The 21,801-nt window shown below is 74.0% G+C and carries 16 protein-coding genes; 5 read left to right on the top strand and 11 right to left on the bottom strand.

The annotated features are described in order from the left end of the window. Window positions 1-5,775 (top strand): condensation domain-containing protein, encoded by a 5,775-nt coding sequence (locus tag ACH4FX_RS29220; protein ID WP_398483906.1) that lies wholly within the window; start codon window positions 1-3, stop codon window positions 5,773-5,775. Beyond that, the gene (locus tag ACH4FX_RS29215) at window positions 5,772-6,770 is read left to right on the top strand and encodes a 3-oxoacyl-ACP synthase (protein WP_398483904.1); all 999 of its coding nucleotides are present in this window, start codon (window positions 5,772-5,774) and stop codon (window positions 6,768-6,770) included. Before ACH4FX_RS29220 ends, ACH4FX_RS29215 begins: the two co-directional genes overlap by 4 nt. An 11-nt stretch (window positions 6,771-6,781) precedes the next feature. On the opposite strand, the gene ACH4FX_RS29210 is transcribed toward ACH4FX_RS29215, so the two are convergent. From ACH4FX_RS29210 to ACH4FX_RS29190, 5 genes are all read right to left on the bottom strand, one after another. Further along, the gene (locus ACH4FX_RS29210; protein ID WP_398483903.1) at window positions 6,782-7,723 is read right to left on the bottom strand and encodes an ANTAR domain-containing protein; all 942 of its coding nucleotides are present in this window, start codon (window positions 7,721-7,723) and stop codon (window positions 6,782-6,784) included. Window positions 7,724-7,871: 148 nt separating this feature from the next. After that, entirely contained in the window at window positions 7,872-8,552 is a 681-nt protein-coding gene (locus ACH4FX_RS29205; RefSeq protein ID WP_398483901.1) for a hypothetical protein, read from the bottom strand. Continuing rightward, window positions 8,549-9,505, bottom strand: coding sequence for a WXG100 family type VII secretion target (locus ACH4FX_RS29200; RefSeq protein ID WP_398483899.1), 957 nt, complete (start codon window positions 9,503-9,505; stop codon window positions 8,549-8,551). Before ACH4FX_RS29200 ends, ACH4FX_RS29205 begins: the two co-directional genes overlap by 4 nt. Beyond that, window positions 9,505-9,816: a hypothetical protein gene (locus ACH4FX_RS29195; protein ID WP_398483897.1), complete on the bottom strand. Its 312-nt coding sequence runs from the start codon at window positions 9,814-9,816 to the stop codon at window positions 9,505-9,507. Before ACH4FX_RS29195 ends, ACH4FX_RS29200 begins: the two co-directional genes overlap by 1 nt. A 136-nt stretch (window positions 9,817-9,952) precedes the next feature. Continuing rightward, complete coding sequence (locus ACH4FX_RS29190; protein ID WP_398483896.1) at window positions 9,953-12,112, bottom strand: AAA family ATPase; 2,160 nt, start codon at window positions 12,110-12,112, stop codon at window positions 9,953-9,955. Between the two features lie 191 nt (window positions 12,113-12,303). Here ACH4FX_RS29190 and ACH4FX_RS29185 point away from each other — a divergent pair, with 191 nt between their 5' ends. Next, window positions 12,304-13,212 carry a CD225/dispanin family protein gene (locus ACH4FX_RS29185; protein ID WP_398483894.1) on the top strand — a complete coding sequence of 303 codons (909 nt, stop codon included), beginning with the start codon at window positions 12,304-12,306 and terminating at the stop codon, window positions 13,210-13,212. 215 nt (window positions 13,213-13,427) lie between these two features. Further along, window positions 13,428-15,416: a squalene--hopene cyclase gene (gene shc / locus ACH4FX_RS29180; protein WP_398483892.1), complete on the top strand. Its 1,989-nt coding sequence runs from the start codon at window positions 13,428-13,430 to the stop codon at window positions 15,414-15,416. On the opposite strand, the gene ACH4FX_RS29175 is transcribed toward shc, so the two are convergent. From ACH4FX_RS29175 to ACH4FX_RS29155, 5 genes are all read right to left on the bottom strand, one after another. Then, window positions 15,413-16,270, bottom strand: coding sequence for a hypothetical protein (locus ACH4FX_RS29175; protein WP_398483890.1), 858 nt, complete (start codon window positions 16,268-16,270; stop codon window positions 15,413-15,415). The genes shc and ACH4FX_RS29175 overlap by 4 nt on opposite strands. Next, window positions 16,267-16,902, bottom strand: coding sequence for an ATP-binding cassette domain-containing protein (locus ACH4FX_RS29170; RefSeq protein ID WP_398483888.1), 636 nt, complete (start codon window positions 16,900-16,902; stop codon window positions 16,267-16,269). The genes ACH4FX_RS29175 and ACH4FX_RS29170 overlap by 4 nt, the downstream gene beginning before the upstream one ends. Window positions 16,903-16,916: 14 nt before the next feature. After that, complete coding sequence (locus ACH4FX_RS29165; protein ID WP_398483886.1) at window positions 16,917-17,816, bottom strand: UbiA family prenyltransferase; 900 nt, start codon at window positions 17,814-17,816, stop codon at window positions 16,917-16,919. 80 nt (window positions 17,817-17,896) lie between these two features. Further along, entirely contained in the window at window positions 17,897-18,964 is a 1,068-nt protein-coding gene (locus tag ACH4FX_RS29160) for a polyprenyl synthetase family protein (RefSeq protein WP_398483884.1), read from the bottom strand. Window positions 18,965-19,306: 342 nt separating this feature from the next. After that, window positions 19,307-20,374: a type I phosphomannose isomerase catalytic subunit gene (locus ACH4FX_RS29155; protein WP_398483882.1), complete on the bottom strand. Its 1,068-nt coding sequence runs from the start codon at window positions 20,372-20,374 to the stop codon at window positions 19,307-19,309. Between the two features lie 178 nt (window positions 20,375-20,552). On the opposite strand from ACH4FX_RS29155, the gene ACH4FX_RS29150 reads away from it, so the two are divergent. Next, a complete protein-coding gene (locus ACH4FX_RS29150; RefSeq protein WP_398483880.1) occupies window positions 20,553-20,726 on the top strand; it encodes a CsbD family protein in 174 nt (57 codons plus the stop codon). A 132-nt stretch (window positions 20,727-20,858) separates the two neighbouring features. Here ACH4FX_RS29150 and ACH4FX_RS29145 read toward each other — a convergent pair whose 3' ends face one another. Then, on the bottom strand, window positions 20,859-21,800 hold the full coding sequence (locus tag ACH4FX_RS29145; protein ID WP_398483879.1) for a hypothetical protein: 942 nt from the start codon (window positions 21,798-21,800) through the stop codon (window positions 20,859-20,861). Window position 21,801: the final 1 nt, after the last annotated feature.

The raw sequence follows: 21,801 nt of genomic DNA, 5'->3' as shown, positions 1-21,801 counted from the left end.
ATGAGGACGGGTGACGTCGCGATCATCGGGGCTGCCGGGATCTTTCCCGACGCGGCGGACCCGGAGACGTTCCACGACAATCTGCGCCGGGGCCGCGACAGCGTCGGCGGGCCGGGACCCGCCCGGCTGCACGCCGGCGACGACCCCGGCGAACGGTACCTCGCCATGGGCTACCTGGACCGCATCGACCTGTTCGACCACGAGCTGTTCGGCATCCCGCGGCGCGAGGCCGAGCTGATGGACCCGCACCAGCGGCTGCTGCTCCAACTCACCCACCAGGCCATCGAATCCGCGGGCTACGCCCCGGCCGCGCTGCGCGGTTCGGCCGCCTCGGTCCTGCTCGCCGCCGTGGAGACCGGCCCCGAATGGGCGGCGGAGACCGACCGCGACGTGGTGCAGATGCTCGGCACCTCCACGGCCGCGCTCGCCGCCCGCCTCAGCTACCTCTTCGACCTGCGAGGGCCCGCCCTGGTGGTGGACACCGCGTGCAGCAGCGGACTGACCGCGGTGAGCCTCGCGGTCCGGCAGCTGCGCAACGGCGAGACGCCGCTGGCGATCGTCGGCGGCGTCAACCTGCTGCCCCCACCGGTCAGGAAGGCCGACTGGACACCGCTGCCGGGCCTGGAGTCCAGCGACGAGCGCTGCCGCCCGTTCGACGCGGACGCCAACGGCATGACCGCGGGGGAGGGCGGCGGCATCGTCATCCTGAAACCCCTGTCCGCGGCGCTCGCCGACGGCGACAACGTGCTGGCCGTCCTCAAGGGCGTCGCCGTCAACCACAACGGCTACCGCGCCGCCACCATGGCCGCGCCGAGCCAGGCGGCACAGGCGGCCGTGCTGACCGAGGCGTGGCGGGACGCGGGCGTCGAGGCGGGCACCATCGGCTACGTCGAATGCCACGGCTCGGGCACGCCGCTCGGCGACGTCGTCGAGGTGGACGCGCTGCGCCGCGCCTTCTCCGCCGCGGGCGTGACCGGCCGGCAGTGCGCGATCGGCTCGGTCAAGGCCAACATCGGGCACCTCGGCAACGTGGCGGGCATCGCCGGCCTGTTCAAGGTCATGGCGGCGCTGCGGCACGGCGTCCACTACCCGGCCGTCAACTTCACCGCCCCCAACCCGCTGATCGACTTCAGCGGCCCGGTGTACGTCAACGAGCGGCCCCGCGCCTGGCAGCCGGACGCACCCGCCGTACGCCGCGCCGGGCTGAGCAGTTGGGGCATGACCGGCACCAATGTGCACGCCGTGCTGGAACAGGCGCCCGTCCTGGCGCCGCAGGCGGCCCCCGCGCCGGACACCGAACTGGTCACGGTCTCGGCCCGGTCGGCCGGCGCTCTGGACCGCTACCGCACCCGGCTGGCCGACTTCGCCGAGCGCACCGACCAGCCGCTGCCGGCCGTCGCGCACGCGCTGAACCGGGGCCGTGACGACCATCCGTACCGGCTGGCGGTGACCGCCACGACGACCGGCGAACTCGCCGCGCGGCTGCGCGCGGTGGCTGTCCCCGGGGCCCCCGCGGCCGACGCGCCGCGGCCCGTCCTGCTGTTCTCCGGGGACGCGCTCCTGGACGACGCGGCCTGGGCGCGGCTGTGCGCGCAGTTCCCCGTCCCCGTCACCTGCGCGGAACTCGACGCCGCCACCCCCGACCCGGCCGGCCGCACCGTCGTACGGCAGTACGCCCTCTACCGCGTGGCCGAGTCGCTGGGGCTGACGGACGTCGGCCTGATCGGCTCCGGGGCGGGCAACCCGGCCGTCCGCGCCGCACGGGACAAGGCCGCGCTCGCCGACGCGGTCGCCGAGGCCGTCCGGAAGCAGCCCGACGCGGCGCCCGACCGGGCCCGGCTGGAGCCGGTGGCGGCCGGCCTCGTCCGGGACGGCGCCCTGCTCGTGGAACTCACCGGCGGGGGCGTCCTCGCACGCGAGATCGGCGCCCTGGCCCCGGATCTGCCTGTCGTGGACCTGGCCGGGGACGGGTCCCGCGCCGGAGTCCTGGCCCGCCTCGGCCGCCTCTACGAACTCGGCGCCGCCCTCGACTGGGAGCGCTACTACCGCGACACCGGCATCCGGCGCATCGAGGCACCGACGTACCCCTTCGCGCCGACCCGGTGCCGGTTCGGCCGCCCCCGCGCCGAGCGGCCCGCCACCTCCCGCCCTGTCGAAAGCGCGCCTGTGGCGCAGCCCGGCCGCGCGGAGGCCGAACGGCGCGTCGCCGCGGTCTGGTCCGACCTGCTCGACCAGCCCGCCGTCGGGCCCGACGCGGACTACTTCATGCTCGGCGGCACCTCACTGGTCGGCGTCGGGCTGCTGCGCCGCCTCCAGCAGGAATTCGGCGTACCGGTCACCTTCGCCGACCTCTACGCCCACCCCACGGTCCGCGCCCTCGCCGGGCGGCTGCACGAACTCACCACCGAGGCGCGCGGGGCCGACGAGCCCGCCACCGCGCCGGACGACCGTCCGATCCCGCGGATCGGCCGCGACGGCCCGCTGCCGCTCTCCTTCGGCCAGGAACCCCTGTGGTACCTCGACCAGGTGAACCCGGGCAGCCCGCTCTACAACGTCCCCGCGCCCCTGCACCTCACCGGCCCGCTGGACACGGCCGCCCTCCAGGACGCGCTGGCCGACATGGCCGGGCGGCACGAAGTGCTGCGCAGCGCCTTCCTGACCGACGAGAACAGCGCGCCGTACGTGGCGTTCACCGCCCCCGAACCGCTCCTGGCCGTCCTGGACGTCAGCCGGCTGCCCGAGGAACAGCGCGGCCCCCGCGTCCGCACCCTCATCCGGGACGCGGTCGCGCAGCCCTTCGACCTCACCCGGGACACCCTGCTGCGGGTGCTGCTGATCAAACGGGCCCCGGAGGACCACGTCCTCGTCCTGACCTTCCACCACACCGTCTTCGACGGCGGCTCCACCGCGCTGTTCACCCGCGACCTCGCCGAGTTCTACCGGGCGCGCAGCACCGGCACCCCGGCCCGGCTGCCCGAACTCCCCGTCCAGTACCAGGACTACGCCGCCTGGCAGCGTTCCCTGCCGGGCGGGCCCCGCTGGCGGCGCAGCCTGGACTTCTGGCGCGCGGAGCTGGCCGGGCTGAGCCGCCCCGAACTGCCCCTGGACCGCCCGCGCCCGGACGTGCAGTCGTACCAGGGGGAAGTGCTCCCCTTCCTCGTCGACGCCGAGCGCGCCGAGCGCGTACGGGAGTACAGCCGCCGCAGCGGGGTCACGACCTTCGTCACCATGCTCGCCGTGCTCGACGCGCTGGTCCACCTGTGGTCGGGGCACCGCGACATCGTCATCGGCGTCGCCACCTCCGGCCGCGTCCACCCCGACGTGCAGGACGTCATCGGCTACTTCAACAACCTTCCGCCCTTCCGCACCGACACCACCGCGGAGCTGACCTTCGACGAGCTGGTGCGGCGGTGCGCGGGCACCGTCGCGGGCGTCCTGGACCACGAGGAGATCCCGGTCAGCCAGATCGTCTCGGCGGGCGGCGCGCGGCGCGACCTCGCCCGGCACCCGCTGTACGACGTGACGTACACCTACCAGAACGTGCCGCAGTACGAAGGCGGCCTGGCCGGTGTGGACATCTCCCGGTACGCCGATACCGACGTGGGCGGCGTGGTCCCGGGCACCGCCAAGTTCGACCTGTCCTTCGGGATCGTGGACGCCGGGGCCGGGCCGATGATCGGCGAACTCGACTACGCGACCGCCCTCTTCGACCGGGCCACCGCGGACCGCCTCGTCCGGTGGTTCCCCGCCCTGGTCGCGGCGGCCGTGGCGGAGCCGGGCCGGCCGCTCGGCGAACTGGGGCGGGAGCGGGCGGCGCGGGCGGAGCGGCCCAGCGCGCCGCAGACCGTACCGGAGCCCGCCCCCGAGGCGCCCCGCGCCGCCGAGCCACCGCCGCACACCGCCGAGCCACCGCCGCACACCTCCGAGCCCGCCCGCGTGCCCGCCGCGGAGCCCTCACACGTGCCCGGACCGCCCGGCGACGCCGAAGCGGTCCTGCGCAAGCTCTTCGGCGACCTGGTGGGCGCCGCCACGGTCCGCGCCGGCGACGACTTCTTCGCCATCGGCGGCGACTCGGTGATGTCCATCCAGCTCGTGGCCCGCGCCCGCCGCGCCGGGGTGATGATCTCGCAACGTGACGTCTTCGAGCACCGGACGGCCGCGGCGATCGCGGCGGTGGCCACGGCCGGGGCCGCACCCCCGCGCGCCGAGCCGGACGACGGGACGGACCAGCGGACCCCGCTCACGCCCGTGATGCGGGAATTCGCCGGACGGGCGGGGATGCCGGGCCGGTTCGCCCAGACCGTGACCGTGGCGGTCCCCGCCGGAACGGACCCCGCCGCGCTGACCGCCGCCTTCCGGGCGGTGCTGGACCACCACGCCATGCTCCGGGCCCGGCTGACGGGGGAGGAGGGCACCGACCCCGCCACCTGGTCGCTGACCGTGCCGGGGGCCGCCCCGGACCGTACGGACAGCGCGGCCGACGCGGGTGCCACGGGCAGCGCAGACGGCACGGCCGACCGGGTCCGCCGGGTGGACGCGGCGGGGCTCGGCCCCCGGGAGCTGGCCGGTCTCGCCGAACGGGAGGGCCGGTCGGCGGCCGGACGGCTCGACCCCCGCGCCGGTGTGACGGCGCAGCTCGTCCTGCTGGACCGGGGGACGGCCGAGGAGAGCAGGCTGCTGCTCGTCGTCCACCACCTCGTGGTCGACGTGCTGTCCTGGAAGGTCCTGCTGCACGACCTGGAAGCGGCGTACGAAGCGCTCGCCGCGGGCCGTCCCGTGGCGCTTCCGCCCGTACCGACCTCCTTCGGGCAGTGGGCGCGCACCCTGGCGTCGCTCGCGGGCACGCCCGCGTGGCAGGCCGAACTCCCGGTGTGGCAACGCGTCCTCGCCCCCGGCGAGCCGCTGCCCGGCGGGCGGCCCCTCGACCCCGCGCGCGACACCACCGCGCACGCCGGACAGGTCTCCGTACCGCTGCCCGCCCCGGTGACCGCCGGGCTGCTGACGGCCGTCCCGGCGGCCTTCTACTGCGGCACCGGCGACCTCCTGCTCGCCACGCTGGCCGCCGCGGTGGCCGAATGGCGCGCGGCGCGCGGGGACGGCACGGGCCCGGTGCTGATCGACGTGGAGGGCCACGGCCGGGAACCGCTCACCGACGCCATGGACCTGTCGCGTACGGTCGGCTGGTTCACCTGCGCGTACCCCGTGCGGCTGGACCCCGGCACGGCCGATCCGGCCGAGGTCCGGGCCGGCGGGCCCGCCGCCGGACAGCTCGTCAAACGGATCAAGGAACAGCTCGGTGTCGTGCCCGGCAACGGCCTGGGATACGGAGCCCTGCGCTATCTGCACCCCGGAGCCGGGCGCGCACTGGCCGGACTGCCCGCTCCGTCGATCGGCTTCAACTATCTGGGCGGACTCCTCGGCGACGGCACCGCCGCGGACGGTGCCGCCCCGGACGGCGCGGCCGGCCGCTGGCGGCTGCTCGAACTCGGCGGCGAGGTCGCGGAGCACACCGCCCTGGGCCACGCCCTGGAGGCGTCCGGCTCGGTCGTGGACGGGCCGGACGGACCCGAGCTGCACCTGTCCCTGTGGTGCTCGCGCCACCTGATCGGCGACAGCGCGGCGCGCGAGCTGTGCCGGGGCTGGGCGGCGCTGCTGACCGGGCTGGTGGCGTATGCGGACCGGCCCGGCGCGGGCGGTCACGTACCGTCCGACTTCCCGCTGGTCGCGCTGAGCCAGCGGCAGATCGAGCAACTGGAAGCGGGGATCGGGGAATGAGCGTCGCCCTGCACACCACGGCCACCCACCTGCCCGGCCGCACCGCCGTGGCCGGCCTGCCGGAACTGGCCGAACTGGACGCCCCGGAACGGGCGGCGTGCCTGGCCCTCGGCATCGAGCAGGTCGCCGTCGGCGCGGACCTGTCCGCGACGGACCTGGCGGGCCGGGCCGGGCAGCAGGCACTCGCCAGGGCGGGGCTGAGCCCGGACCGGCTGGACGGCCTGATCCTGATCGAGCCCCGGGCGCCGGAGGCGTTCGCCACCTCCGAGGCGACCCGGCTCCAGGCGCTGCTCGGCGCCGGCCGGGCCTGGGCGTTCTCGGTGGGCGGCCTGGGCTGCGCCTCGGTGGTGCCCGGCCTGCTCGCCGCGGCCGGCCGGCTCGCCACCGATCCGTCCGCCGCCCACGTCCTGGTCGTGCACGGCAGCAAACCGGTCACCCCGCGCCGCTACCGCCACCCGGTGACCGTCAACGGCGACAGCGGCCAGGCCGTCCTGGTCTCCCGGGACGGCCCGCTGCGCGTCCGGGACGTCCTCCTGGAGACCAGCGGTACGTACTGGGACCTGTTCCACGTCGACTACCGGGGCCGGGCACCGGAGCAGTGGCGCGAGGAGTGCACCGACGTCCCCACGTACGCCTTCCGGCTCGCGGTGGAGTCCAGGAAGCGGATCGCGGCGCTGACCCGCCGGCTGCTGGAGCGCAACGGCCTGGACCGGGACGCGGTCGCCTGCTACGTCGGGCAGAACCTGTCCACCGCCGCGCACCGGATCGTCGCCGAGTCGCTGGACGTCGAGCTCTCCGACGCCTGCGCCGACAACCTGCGGGACAACGGCCACCTCGGCCCCAACGACGCCCTGCTCAACCTCACCACCGCCATGGACCGCGGCCAGCTGCCCGAGGGCGGACTGGCCGTCGTCCTCAACATGAGCCCGGCCGCGGCGTGGAGCGCGATGCTGGTCGAACACGGGCCGGGGGAGGGCGGCGCGGTCTGCCTCTAGTGCCCCGTCGCTCAGTCCGTGAGCTGCCGCGACGGATCGTCCCGCAGGTCCTTGCCGTGGCGGTGGAGGTCCTCCAGGGCGTTCAGCAGGACCGTGCGCCGGTGCCAGTCGAGCCATCGGCCGGCTTGGACGGCCAGCCCGTCCACGGCGGTGGCCTGGGGCCGCGTGAGGTCCTGTCCGGCCCGCGGGAGGTGGAGGGAGAACACACCGACGGTACGGTCGGCGGCCGACAGCATCGGCACGCTGTGCGCGGTGCGGCTGCCGACCGCCAGGATCATTTCGCGGGCGGGTTCGCTGATCGCCGCGTCGGTGGCGATATCGGCGACGACGCGGACCCGGCGCCGGGCGGCGAGCGCGCAGGACGTGCCCTCGCCGACCACGGCGAAGAAGTCCAGGAACTCCGCGCTGAGCCCATGGTGGTGTTCCATCCGCAGCCCGACCGCGGGCTCCAGCGTCTGGAGGTCCCCCATCTCGGCGTCGGTGAACGTGAGCGCCTGGTGCAGCACCTGCTTCAGCACCGTACTGCGGTTGACCTTGTCCGGCCGGTGGCCGGGCAGGAAGCGCAGCGGGGGAGGGGTCCGCCCGGTGCGGCCCGGGAACCACGGCCCCCGCTCGTCGTCGGGACGCGGCACCGACACCACGGCGGACGCCAGGGACCGCAGTTTCAGGTTGTGCTGTTGTGAACAGTGCTTCAGCAGCGCGAACGCGGTCTGCGCGTCCGGCAGCCGGTAGCGCTCCTGGAGCATGCCCTGTGCCTGCGAGATCAGCGGATGCGCCAGCAGCTTGCCGCGCAGGTCCCGTACTTCCCGGCGGAGCCGGTCGAGCTCCGCCTGCCCGCCGTCCGCCTGCCCGCCGTCCCGCGGCCCGCCGTCCCGGGTACCGTCCGCGCCCGACGGCGCGGCGGCCGCCTCGGGACCGTGCGCTGCCGACGGCGGCTCCACTGGCTCTTGCATCGCGTCTTCTCCCGGGTAGGACCGTCACCAGGGCGCCGCGAGCGGACAGCGGACAGCGAACCACAGATCACCGGCCACCCGGACGGCGCCTCGACTTGTGAACCTAACCCATACGCCGACGGCGCCGCGCACGGCGGGGGATGCGCCGTCAGGGCCTCGGGTCGGTGTGGCGCAGCCGGTGCGGGAACGCCTCGACGAGCGTGCCCCAGCCGCCGAGGGGGAGGAACACCGTCACCCAGGACCCGTCGGCGAAGCCGATCTCGTGCGTACCGTGCCGTACGTCCTTGCGGTCGCGCAGCCAGGTGACGTCCCGGCGGGCGACGGCGCAGGCGTGCTCGGCGGCACCGGCCGTCTTCTTCCCGTCCGAGGTGAGCCGGACGCGCACCACGTGCAGGCCGCCCTCGGTGAGCAGCAGCACCGACAGGTACTTCTCCTCGGTGCGCGGGCGCAGGGCCGCCGCCAGCCGCCCGGCCGCGCTCTCCCAGCCGCCGTGCCACTGCGCGTCGCGGTCCTCGCCGCGCCGGTCCCACGCGTCCAGCGCCGCGTTGAAGGGGTTGATCCGGTCCAGCGCCAGGTCGACGCGCTCCGCGCCGTTCAGCAGCCGGCCGCCGACCGTGGGCCGGTTGCCGAAGGCGTCCACCCGGTACGGCTTCGGCGGCTGCGGCACCCGCTCGCCCGGCTCGACGGTGTGCCCGTCCACCACGGTCTCGCCGGGCGGCAGCAGGGCCGCCGCCCGGGCCCTGGCCTCGCGCGCGACGGCGTGCCGGTCGGGCGGCGACAGCCATGCCTTGAAGCCGGACCAGGAGGTGAGCACTTCGCCGATCTTCATCCGAAAGCCTCCCGCACGGACTTCTCGGCCTGGTCGGGGCCGGGCCCCATACGCTCGTCGAAGCTCTGCGACGGCGGGCGCCTGCCGTACTCGTACGCCTCTTCCGCGAGCCCGGGGCCGTTCTCCGCGACGGAGCCCGTCACCGCACCGCCCGGGTCGACGCCGAGCATGCCTTTGGCGAGGTTCTTGCCCTGCTTCCACGCCAGGTACTGGGCGATGTCACCCGCCGCGGGCACCTCACCGCGCCGCAGACTCCCGACGATCTTCCACTTGGCGCCCTTCCACTCCTTGATCTTCGCACGGTCCAGCCCGCGCAGGTACCGGCGCAGCCGGGAGAGTTTCGCCAGGGCCTGCGTCTGCCGGGCGATGTCGGCGAGCTTGTCGGCCAGTTTCGCCGCGATGCGGGTCGCCTTGGCCGCCCGGTACGCCACGTTCGCCGCGCCTGCCAGCGGACCGATCGCCGCCGCCGCGCCTGCCGTCAGTACCGACAGGATCGCCGTGGTCGCGGCGGTGACCATCAGCGCCTCGACGATCTCCACGAGCAGGTCCGTCATCGCCTGCTCGGCGATCGTGCAGGCCGCCGCCGCCATCTCCAGCAGCTCGGCGACGGTGTCCATGTCGTCTGCCTCGTCGAGCAGCGCCTGTTCGAAGTCGGTCATGGTCCTGCTGAAGCCCTGGGCGGCCTCGCTCTCCCACACCCGCTCGACGGACTTGCGCTCGGCGACCAGGTCCGCCACGACGTCCCGCAGGTCACGGGCGGCGCTCCGCCACTCCTGGGCGGTCTTCTCCAGCAGTTCGCTGTCCCCGGTGACCCAGTCGAACCAGTCGTCGGCACCGCACTGCTTGAGTATGCCCTTGATGACCTCGTCGAGGGTGGCGGCGAGCGGATTGCTCCAGTCCAGGACGTAGTTGACGCGGTCGAGCGCACTGCCCGCGGCCTGGCCGGCACCCATCAGGCACCGCCCCCGAAGCCGCGCGCCGTCCCGTCCTCGTTGGCGTCGTAGTTGTCCGCGGACCCGCGGACCGCCTCGGCGACGGTGCGCAGCATCTCCGCGCTGTCCTCCAGGTCCGTACCGGACTGGTCCTTCTGCTCGGTGTAGTCGGCGCGCAGGCTGTTGGCCTCCGGCAACTGGCCGAAGGTGCCGTCCGACAGATCCAGCCCGGTCGTACGGCTGCGGATCTTCGCGATCCGGTCGGCCGCGCTCTCGGCGGCGCGTGCGTAGGTGCGCAGCGCGTCGCTCTCGACGTTGGTGCCCTGACTCATGAGACCCCCGTTGCCATTTCTTTGCCGAGTCATGACACACGAGCCCCCGGCGTACGTCAATCCGCTCCCTGGCCGACGGTGGTGTTGGCCCCTTTTTCGGCGGATGTGGGAGCGGAAATCGGCTCCGCGTACGGCATCAGCCGACCGTCTCGCCGGATGCCATCAGCCGCGCCAGCTCGGTCCGCGAGCGGACGCCCAGTTTGCGGTAGACGCGGGTGAGGTGGGCCTCGACCGTCTTGCGCGAGACGAACAGGGAGGCGGCCGCCTCGGTGTTGTTCAGGCCGCGCGCCACCTGGAACTCCTGCGGTGTCAGCTGTTGCAGGGCGCCGTCGCGGGCGTCCGGCGCCGCCGAGGGGGCGCCCGTCGCGGCCAGTTCACCGGCGGCCCGGCGGGCCCACGGTACGGCGCCCAGGCTCTCGAAGCGCGCCAGTGCCGAGGTGAGCGGCGTGCGGGCGGCGGTGGGACGGCGGTAGCGGCGCAGCAGTTCCGCCTCGCACAGGAGCGTACGGGCCTGCTCGAACGGGTCCCGGGCGCGCTGGTGCGCCACGAGCGCGGCGGCGAACGCGTCCCGCGCCGCCTCGTACGACTCGGCCAGCAGGCCCCGGCAGCGGGCGGCGGCGGCCTCCGGCGCGGCCAGCCCGGTGGCCCGCGCGCGCTCCTCCAGCCAGTCGGTGACCTCCGCGGCGCGCGCGGTGTTGCCCGCCCGCGCCTGCACCTCCGCGAGATCGGCAGCACACGGCACCACCAGCGGATTGCCCACCCCCTGCGCGGTGACCAGCGCGAAGCTCTGCTCCAACTGGTCGGCCGCGGCGCAGTGGTCACCGTGCGCGAGCGCCGCCAGGCCCAGCGCGGCGGACAGGTGCATCTCCAGGCAGCCGATGCCGTACCCGCCGACCTCCCGCCGCGCCCGGCTCACCTGCTCCCCGCAGCGCACCCGGTCGCCGCGCAGCGCGTCCAGCCGGGCGAGGCACGCGAGGCCGTAGCCGGCGCAGGAGATCTGGCCCAGCTCCTGCGCCCAGTGCAGCGCCTCGGTGGCGTCGCCGTACCCGGCGGTCCAGTGCCCGACGCGGGCCTCCAGGTCGCTGCGTACGGCCAGGGTGAACGGCAGCACACCGGGCGCGCTGTGCCGACGGGCCTCCTCCGCCGCCTCGGCCAGGGCGGCGGCGGCCTGCTCGTCCGGGCCGGTGGCGGCGGCAGCCCGGTACCAGGCGCGCAGCGGCCCGCGGGTGACCTCCGCGAGGGCGCCGAACGCGGCGAGCCGGTGCGCCAGCGGCGCCCTCCCGAGGACCAGCGGACGCAGCACGGGGTGGCGGAAGTCCAGCCCGTCGCCGGTGGCCGTCACGAGCCCGTCCTCCTCGGCCGGGCACAGCGCCTCCAGCGACAGACCGAGCACCGCCAGCGCCGCGCACAGCCCGGTCAGCTCCGTCGACCGGTGCGCGGCGAGCACGGTGAGCGCCTGCCGGGTGGCCTCGGGAAGCGCGCGGATCCGGGCCGACCAGGCCCGCTCCAGGTGCCGGCCCAGCGACGGCGGGTCGTGCATCGGCTCCTCGCCGCGCCGCTGTTCCGGGGTCAGGTGGTGGGCGGCCTCCAGGAGGGCGAGCGGGTTGCCGCCGCTGATCTTCACCAGCTCCGCCTCCACCGCCGGCGCGGCCACGATCCCCTGCTGCCGCAGCAGCTGCCCGCACTCGCTCCGCGACAGCCCGGTGACCTCGACGGACGGCAGGCTGTGCGGCGCGCCCGGCTCGCCGTGGTCGTCGCGCGAGGTGAACGCGAGGGCGACCCGCTCGCCCGCCACCCGCCGCGCGATGAACAGCAGCACCCGCTGGGAGGACGGGTCCACCCACTGGAGGTCGTCGACGAGGACGGCGACCGGCCGCTTCTCGCCGAGCGCGGCCAGCACGTTCAGCGCGCCCATGCACGCCGCGTACGGATTGGCCAGCGGCTCGTCCGACAAGGCCGGACACGATTCCAGCGCCGCGCGCTGTACCCCCGGGAGTTCCCTGAATTCTGAACGAAACGGGAGCAACAGGTCGGCCAGGACCGCGAACGGCAGGACCGTCTCCGACTCGATGCCCCGCGCCCACAGCGCGTTGTCCCCGGCCTGCTCGGCCGCGTACTCCAGCAGCGCCGTCTTGCCCACCCCGGGCTCGCCCCACAGCAGCAGCGCCGCGCCCCCGTCCGCCCCCGCCGCCAGCAGGTCGTCGAGCAGCCGGCGTTCGCGCTCGCGGCCCACGAGGCCCGCACTCGCCGGGCGGGGGAGCCGGGACCAGCCGGAGGTCCGTTGCCTGCCGTCCATGTCGCCCCCTGGGCGCTCAGGTGCCGTGTGCGGCCCGTACTCGGACGCCGGGGACCATCATGTTCCCCGGGAGAGCGGCCCTGAAGAGCCCGCGCGCACCGGGGGCACATGTGGGGACATCCCCGAAGCGCGGGCGCGGTGAACGGAGTTGAGTGGCAGCACGCGCGGACGGAGGACACGGGGGGCACGTGATGACAGGCTCCGCAGGACCCGGACCCCGGCTGGATGCGGTCGGGATCAAGGTCACGTTCTCCGACGCGCGGGCGGAGGTGGCCGCCAAGGCTCTGGCACCGGGCGACGGGGGCGTCTGGTGCCAGGTCTTCTTCTGCGAAGGTCCCCGCCGCCACCGGCCGGGAGAACTTCCGCTGCTGGAGGCCGGGGTGATCCTGCGGCTGCGGTCACGCCAGGGCAGGGCGGGTGACTCCACGGTCCGGCTCCGGCCCTGCCGCCGGGCCCGGGTGGCCGGCCACTGGCTGGACTTCCGCCGGAGCGGCGACGACGAACTCCGCCTGGAGAGCGACTGGTCGGGCGAGGGCCGGGTGCTGTCGGCCTCGCTGACCCGTACCCGCGACCGCCACGACATCGACGCGGTGGACCGTCGGGCACCGGCCGCCCCGGAGTGTCCTGGAGGCGCTGACAGCGGACACGTGACCGTACGTCACTCGTTGCCCGCCCTGGCCTGCGTGTCCGGCACCCGCCGGCGCGCGGTACGCCGACCGGAGAAGGAGACCACCATGGCCTATCCGCCAGGTCCGCCCGGTGAGGACTGGGGCGGCGACACCCCCTGGAACGGCCGGCCCCAGCCACCGCCCGCCGGGCCGCCACCGCAGTACCAGCCGCAGTACCGGCCGTACGCCGAACCGCCCCGGAGCTACCTCGTCCCGGCGGTCCTGGTGACGCTGCTGTGCTTCCTGCCCACCGGCATCGCGGCCATCGTCTTCGCCACCCAGGCCAGTGCGAAGTTCCACGCGGGTGACCACGCCGGTGCCGAGCGGGCGTCGGCAAGGGCGAGGCTGTGGACGTTCATCAGTCTGGGGGGCGGTCTGGTCCTCCTGCTCCTTGTGCTCATCCCGGGTGCGGCAGGGGGCGGCGGCCGCTGACCGTGCCGCCGTGGCCGTACTGCTGGGGCAGACAGGTGAAACCCGTACCGCTGGTGTGTCTTTTCCCGGCTCGCGGATAGTTCTGTGGCATTCGTCCCTGGCGGTGGGGTGCCGTCGCGCCGCGCGGCGTTCCGGCCCCGCGGCCTTCCGCCGTGGGCGGCGCCCGCCGACGCGCCGCGGACGAGCCCGGACCACCAGCGAGGTGCAGGAGTGCCATGACGACGACAGCCGACGACGCGCCACGGGAGAAGAGCCCGGACCCGGCGGGGGAGGAGACGGTCGCCTTCGCCTTCCCCCCGGCCGACGGGACGGAGGACGCGGCCCGGCGCGCCGTGCAGCGGGCCGCGGGCCACTTGCTCGCGCGGCAGCACGGTGCGGGCTGGTGGAAGGAGGTCTTCACGACGGACGTGAGCTATGACGCGCACGATCTGTTCCTGCGGCACCTGCTGGGCACCCTGGACGAGCGGGTGGCCGCGGCGAGCGGCCGGTGGATCCGTACGCAGCAGAGTGCCGACGGCTCCTGGCCCCTCGTCTTCGACGGAGCCGGCCACCTGGGCACCACCGTCCAGGCATACGTGGCACTCCGGCTCGCCGGGCACCGTCCGGACGAGGAACACATGCTCCGGTGCGCGGCATGGGTGCGCGAGCAGGGCGGCGTCGCGGCCGCCCAGCTGGAGCCCCGGGTGTGGCTCGCCATGTTCGGCCTGTGGAGCTGGGACGACCTTCCCGAGGTCCCGCCGGAGATCATCGCCCTGCCCTCGTGGGCGCCCATGAACATCCACTCCTTCAGCGCCATCATGCGGGTGGCCCTCGTGGCCCTCGGCGTCATCAGCGCCCACCGGCCCGTGCGACCGGTCCCCTTCGGCATCGACGAGCTCTTCGCCACCTCCGACGGCACCGACGCCCCCGCGCGGGGACCGGCACCGCTCCTCGGCTGGGAGGGCGTCTTCCGGCGTGCGAACGCCGTGCTGCGCGGGTACCGCAGGGTCGCCCCCCGCCCGGTGCGCGGGGCCGCGCTGAACGCGTGTGCCCGCTGGCTGCTCGAACACCAGGAGGCGGACGGCAGCTGGGGAGCCTGCACCCCCATGACCACCTGGGTGCTCATCGCCCTCCACCTGCACGGTTATCCGTCGGACCACCCGGTGTTCCAGGCCGCGTTCAGGTACCTGGACGACTGCGCCTCCTGGCCCGAGGACGGCGTACGGAAGCTGCAGACCGTGCACAGTCCGGTGTGGGACACCTGCCTGTCCATGACCGCGCTGCTCGACGCCGGCCTGGCCGCCGGCCACCCCGTGCTGGTCAAGGCCGCCGACTGGCTCCTCACCCGGCAGTCCGACCGCCCCGGCGACTGGGCCGTACGGCGCCCCCGCCTCGCGCCCGGGGGCTGGGCCTTCCAGTTCCACAACCGGAACTACCCCGACCTCGACGACACCGCCGAAGCGGTCCTCGCGCTGTACCGCGTCGACCACCCCGACCGGGACCGCCTCGACGGCGCGGTGGACAGGGCGGCACGGTGGAGCATCGGCATGCAGTGCGCGGACGGCGGGTGGGGGGCCTTCGACGCGGACAACACCAGCGGCCTCCCCGGCAAGCTGCCCTTCTTCGACTTCGGCGAGTACTGCGTCGACCCGCCCACCGCCGATGTCACCGCCCACACCGTGGAGATGCTGGCGGCCCTCGGGAGGGAGCGCGACCCCGCCACCCGGCGCGCCGTGCGCTGGCTGCTCGGGCAGCAGGAGGACGACGGCGCGTGGTTCGGGCGCTGGGGGGCCAACCACATCTACGGCACCGGCTGCGTCCTCCCGGCCCTCGTCGCCGCCGGGACCCCGCGGGATCATCCGGCCGTCAGGCGCGCCGTCACCTGGCTGACGTCGGTGCAGAACGAGGACGGCGGCTGGGGTGAGGACTGGGAGTCGTACGCCGATCCCGCGTACCACGGCCGTGGCTCCTCCGCCCCGTCGCAGACCGCCTGGGCACTGCTCGCGCTGCTCGCCGCGGGGGAGCGCGACAGCGCCGCGGTGCGGTCCGGGGTGCGCTGGCTGACCGAACGGCAGACGGACGACGGCACCTGGGAGGAGCGGCGGTTCACCGGCACACTCGTGCCCCGGGCCGTGGCCGTCCACTACGACGGCTACCGGCACGTCTTCCCGGTCATGGCACTGGGCCGCTACACCCAGCGCCGGAGCCCGGGGGACACCCGCTAGCGGGACCGCCGGCAAGCGGTCCGTACGGCCGCCTCCGGCGGGCCGGCCGCGGTCACCGGTGCGTGCACCCCGGTGGCCGTGGCCGTGGCGGTGGCGACCGCGCAGTGGGAACGGGTGCGCAGATGGAAGACGAGCAGGGCCAGGGCGCTGGCCGCGACGGACCAGGCGAGCGAGAGCAGCGCGTGGGCCCACGGGGTGCGGGACGTGAACGCCGCGGCCAGCGTCAGCTGGTTCGCGCCGTACAGGGGGAGTATTTCCAGGCCGGTCAGGTCGACCACGTTGAAGACCGGGTTCTGCAGACCGGTGTCGACCAGGCTGAGCATGATGACGAGGAAGAAGCCCTCCAGCTCGCCCCGTACCAACGAGCCCAGCAGCAGGCCGATGCCGCCGTACGCGAGGCCGGCGCCGAGGACGCCGAGGGCCAGCGGGCCCAGCTGACGTACGGGTACCGAGGCCCACAGCACGGCCGTGGTGTACAGGGCCAGGAGCGCGGCGATGAGGGCGACGGCGGCGACCTTCGCCAGCAGCATCGGCAGACGCGGGTAGCCGGCCAGCAGCAGCCGGCGGTCCGTCTCCCCGGCCTTGAACGTCTCCATGAACATCACGAACCCGGTGACCAGGGTGACGGCGGCCAGGCCGTTGACGACCTGACTCACCTGACTCGCCCGGGAGACGGTGTCCGTGCCGAGGGAGCCGAGGAAGAAGCGCACCGGCCGGTCCGAGGCGCACAGCCGCGCCACGGCGATCCACACGGGGATGAACGCGACCGCCAGGAGCAGGGCCATGCGGTTGCGCAGCTGGCCGAGCAGCGTGCAGCGCAGCATCTCGGTGAACGCCGCAGGGTGCCGCCTCATCGGGTGCGCTCCTCGATGTCCAGGCGGCCCTCGCGCAGATGGCCGACCGCGTCGAAGTGGTGCAGGTCGTGCAGCAGGTGCGAGACCACGACGATCGACCGGCCCGCGTCGCGCAGCCGGGCGGCCAGCGCCCAGAAGCGCTGGTGGGTGTCCCAGTCGAACCCCTGGTACGGCTCGTCCAGCACCAGCAGCTGCGGGTCGTGCATCAGCGCGAGCAGCAGGTTCAGCTTCTGCCGCGTCCCGCCGCTCAGCTCCCCGGCCCGCCGGCGCCCGCAGTCGGCGAACGCCAGCAGGTCCATCAGCTCATGGGCCCGCGTCAGGTCCGGCAGCCGGTAGGCCACCTGGAACAGCCGCAGGTGCTGCAGGACCGTGAACGAGTCGTTCAGCACGGCGCGCTGCGGGCAGTACCCGACGGCCGCGGTGCGCACCACCGTGCCCCGGTCGGGCGTCAGCTGCCCCACCGCGATGCGCAGCAGCGTGCTCTTGCCCCCGCCGTTCTCGCCGACGACACCGACCAGCGCCCCGGGCGGTACGTCGAGGTCGGCGCCGCGCAGCACCTGTCTTCGGCCGTACGCCTTCCACACGCCGTCGATCCGCAGCCGTGACTGCCGTTGCGTACCCTCTCCCGGCACGTAGGGCCCTTTCGTCAGCGGAGTGTGTAGATGGAGGCGGCGAGGGCGAAGGTGTACCACTGTTCCACCAGGCGATAGCTGCGCTGGTCGGGCTCCGGGCCGCGCAGGAGCAGCACCCGGGCCGCCAGCAGCAGGCTCAGACCGCACAGGAACACGTCGGTGGCGACGAGCCACCAGTGCGGGCCGGCGGGCGCCATCAGGAAGGAGTGGATGAACACGGGGCCGACGGCGAAACCGGCGCACAGGAAGATCCGGGTGGGCAGTTCACCGAAGACCAGGGGCATCGTGGAGCGGCGGACCGCGCGGTCGCCGTGCATGTCGCGCAGGTCCTGGACGGACATGAGGAAGGTCACCGTGATCGTCAGCGTCCAGATCCAGCGCCAGGCGTCCGGCGTGAGGGCGGTGACGATCTCCCACGCGGCCGCCAGCTGGGCGATCACCCCGATCCCGGCGTAGAGGTTTCTGCCCAGCCAGTGGCGGCCCCAACCGTACTCGTGCTGGAGCAGGGAGAGGATCTGCCACATCAGGGCCCACTTCAGGACGCCCAGGCAGTAGCCGTACGCGGGGAAGGCGATCCGTACGGCGATCAGGCGCAGCTCGGCGCCCCGGATGGTGCTCTCGCCGGTGACCAGCGGCCGGAAGGGCTTGTTGAGACGGTCCTCCTCGACGCCGACGAGCTGGTTGGCCAGGGTGTGCTCGTAGATGAACAGCCAGAAGTACACCGCCCCCAGGGCCACGGTGGCCAGGGCCTGGGGCAGGGACAGGCGGGCGTGGACGGTGGCCGCCGCGACGAAGCAGGTACCGGGGAAGACCGTGGTCCAGCGGTCGACGCGGATGAACAGCCAGCTCAGGCGGATCTCCCGCCAGACGGTCTGCAGCGCCGCCACGGGAGCGCTCGTCGTCGTGGTCGTCATGGGGTGGCTCCGTGTGGTTCGGACGGCGGTTCCCGGCCCGTTCGCGTCCCGGTGCCGGCCGGTGGGCGGGACCGCCGGCGTCATGCCGTTCGATGGACGGCCGCCTCCGCGACGGCCTTGAGCGTGCGGACCTCGCTCGGGGTGAAGGGCGCCACCTCCAGGACGTCCAGGGCCCGGCGGTAGCGCTCCTCGATCATCCGCTCGACATCGGCCCGGGCTCCGGTGCTGGTGAGGATGTCGCGGACCTCCGCGGCCTCCGGCTCCCCCAGCTCGGGGTCGCCGATCAGCGCCCGCAGCCGGTTCGCCTGGGCGGGGGCGGCGGCCCGCAGGGCGCGGACGATGAGGCTGGTGCACTTGCCCTCGCGCAGGTCGTCCAGGCGCGACTTGCCCATCCGGTCCGGGTCGCCGAACACCCCCAGGACGTCGTCCCGGAGCTGGAACGCCTCCCCGAGGGGCACGCCGTAGGCGCTGCACGCGTCCATGACCCGCTGGTCCGCGCCGGCCAGGGCGGCACCGACCTGCATGGGCCGTTCGATGGTGTACTTGGCCGTCTTGTAGCGGACGACGGTCAGCGCCGTCTCCATGCTCACGTCGAGGTCGCCGGTGGTGAGCAGGTCCAGATGCTGGCCGGCGATCAGTTCGGCCCGCGCGAGATCGACGACGCGCAGCACGGCGACCCGGTGGGCGTCCGGCATGAGCGTGGTGTGCAGCAGTTCGTCGGACCAGACGAGGGCGAGGTCGCCCACCAGGATGGCGCCACTGGTGCCGAAGCGTTCCGCCATTTCCGGCAAGGGGTGGCGGTCGGCCAGGAGCCGGTGGACCGAGGGCCGCCCGCGCCGGCTGTCGGCCGCGTCCATGATGTCGTCGTGCACGAGGGCACAGGCGTGTGCCAGCTCGATGGAGGCGGCCAGCCGGACGGCCTGCGCGGGGTCCCCCTTCCCGCCCGCCGCACGCCACCCCGCCACGCACAGCAGCGGACGGACCCGTTTGCCCCCGTGGATGAAGTCCCGCAGCAGCAGGACGAGCGCCGACTGGCCGGGTACGGCGGCGCTCTGCGCCCGTTCCGTCAGAAACGCGTTCAGCAGGTCGTCGATGGCCGCGCGGGGTGCGAAGAAGTCGGATTCGACCGGAAGTGTCTCAGTACGCATCAGTAGGGGGCGTTCCAAAGCTGTGGCGAGGCGCGGACACCCGCCCGCCAAGGCGGGGGCCCGGTGGGGGCAGGGGCGGCCGGACATGCTTCTTGTTCATTCATCCCATCCTTCGATCGTCATCGACCCGTGCGCACGGACGAAGTGCAGGCGTAGTTGATGTACACCGAAGTCCACTATGAACCTCCATGAACACGCGTTTTTTACCTATTTGTCGTAGTCCTTTAGGGGGAGCGGCCGTCGGGGAGGCGCGCGGCCGGGCGTCCGGTGCGGTGCCGCGGAGGCGGGTCCGGCCGGTGCGCGCACAGGGGCGTCGCGGTGATCGGTGGCTGCTGCGGTCGGCTACTCCAGGCCCTCGCCCAGGGCGGCGATCGCCTCGGGGGTGTGGCCCGCCGCGAGGAGCGGGGCGCGGACATCGCGCTCCAGGTCGGGGAGGTAGCCGAGGAGCACGTCGGCGGGGCCGTGGACACGGACCCCGCGGACCGCGGCGGCAGGCAGCAGGAGCGTCTCGGCCGGGCCGACGGTTTCCCTGACCGCGCCGCAGGTCACCTCCGTCGCGGCGCCGATGTTGCTGAGCACCACGCAGGTGTCGAACGCCGGCATCGCCGACCCCGGCGCCCGGACCCGCCAGTTCTCCAGCGCGAAGTACGGCCCGGCGCACAGCATCCGCCGCGCCACGCCCTCCTCCGCCGGCAACCGCAGCCCGGAGTGGAAGTCCGGCCGGTGCTCCGGCCGCCACTGGCCGAGCAGCGCCTCGATGTTGGCCCGCCACCGCGCGTCGTCGATCGGGGCGCCGTCCTCCATGCGGTGGCGCATCGCGTGCTGTTGCAGGTCGGAGGTCTGCTCGATCTCGTACACGAGAGTGCCGGGGCCGAAGCTGTGCGGCGTGCCGCCCGGTACGTACAGGGTCTGGCCCGCGCGTACCGGCAGGCGCCGCAGCACGGCGTCGAAGTCCTGGTCGAGCAGCGCCTGCCGCAGCCGGTCGTGGTCCACGCCGGGCCGTACGCCCGCGAGCGCGGTGGTGCCGGGCGGCGCGTGGAGGATGTGCCAGGCCTCCGTCTTGCCGTTCGGCTCGCCGTCCTGCTCGCGGGCGGCCGTGTCGTCGGGGTGCAGATGCACCGGCAGCGGCCGGTGGGCGTCGATGAACTTGGTCAGCAGCGGGAACCGGGGGCCGCGCCAGCCCCGGCCGACCAGGTCGTCCGGGTGGCCCAGGGCCAGCTCCCGCAGCGTGTGGCCGGCCAGCGACCCGTTGAGCACATGCGCGTGTTCCCCCTCGACGTCACTGATCTCCCATGTCTCCGCCACCGGCCCGGCGGGCAGCCCGGTGCGGCCGAGCCGCTCGGCGACGGCCCGGCCGCCGAAGACGTGCTGCTTGACCGGCGTGGTCAGCCGCATCGGGTACCAGTTCACCGTTCGAGTACACCGTGCCGCGCGACGTTCCCGACGCATTACGCCGACCACGGCGCGCCCCGCGTCCGGCCGCGCCGAGGCCGTGCGGAACCCTGCGGAATCGCCCCGTTTACGGTCCCGGTGTACGGGCACGCGATGCACTGTCAAGGAAACGGCTCGACCGAAAAGGAGCGCGACCATGACTGCCGACAAGAAGGCTTCCACGAAGACCGAGCGTGCCAAGGGCGCGGTGAAGGAAAACGTCGGCCGCGCGATCGGCAACGAACGCATGACGGCGGAGGGCCGCGCGGAACGCGCCAAGGGCGACATACGTGAGGCCGGCGAGAAGGCCAAGGACGCTTTCAAGCGGTGACCGTGCCGATGTGACGCATCGTGCGCTCATCCAGGATTCCGGGCGGTGGTCCGGCGGAATTCCCGCCGGACCACCGCCCGGCCCGTTGCTTCCGCATTCCCGGGTCTCGTCATGGCACCGGACCGTGCGGCCTCAGTGGCGTGCGTACCGTCCGGCCATCGTGCGGAAGACACGCTTCGGTCGCCAGCGGGTCGCGTCGAGCATGCGGACCACGCCGTACGAACTGATGTCGTCATCGCCGGTCTTGTCGAAGCCGGCGAAGGTGAACCAGAGCGCGGTGTCCACGCCTTCTTCCTCGAAGACGTCCAAAAGTCCGGTGAAATAGCGGACCTGTTCGCCCTCGTCCGGCTGTGCGTCCGCGGGCGGCTGCCAGGCCATGCCGCCGCGCTCCCCGGCGCCCCGGTACGCGCAGGTGCCGAATTCGGTCACCGCGACCGGCTTTCCGTGGGCCAGGTGCCCCCGTATTTCGGACCGGAACCTGTCGGCGTTGTAAGCGGCGCGGTAGGCGTCCACGCCGACGAAGTCGAAGGGCCCCCAGTCGACGCTTTCCCACGGCCCGGCAGCGTAAGTGATCCGGCCGCCGAACCGCGTGCGGACCAGCGCGGCGACTTCGGCGAGGAAGGTATTGAGCCGTTCCTGAACCGGGCCGAGGGACATCCACCACTCCCGGTCCGCGGTGGCCATGGTTTCGAGCCGGTCGGAATAGGCGGCACCCGGCAGGAACCCCTGGCAGAACGCGCTCATTTCGCAGCCGGCGACGAACACCACCTCCGCACCGGCCCGGCGTACCGCCTCGGCCCGTTCCGCGCAGTCGGCGAAGAAGGGCAGCAGCTCCCCGGGCGCCAGGTCGACGGGAAAAGGCGCGAACCAGACTTCGAGGCCGGCCGCCGCCGCGTGTCCGGCGGCGATGCTCAGCCGCTCCGGGTCGCCACCGGATATCCGTACCGCATCGCAGTGCAGGGCGTCCGCGATCGTGGCCATGTCGTCCCGTACGGATCCGGAACAGAAGACCTTGCGGGAGCACTGCTCCGCGGGGAGGAATCCGGTGTCGTAGTTGATACCCCGTGCGCGCATG

Source organism: Streptomyces sp. NPDC018019 (assembly GCF_044327805.1).
Lineage (GTDB): Bacteria > Actinomycetota > Actinomycetes > Streptomycetales > Streptomycetaceae > Streptomyces.
The sequence above is the reverse complement of the archived record's forward strand: the minus strand, read 5'-3'. Positions and strand labels throughout refer to the sequence as shown.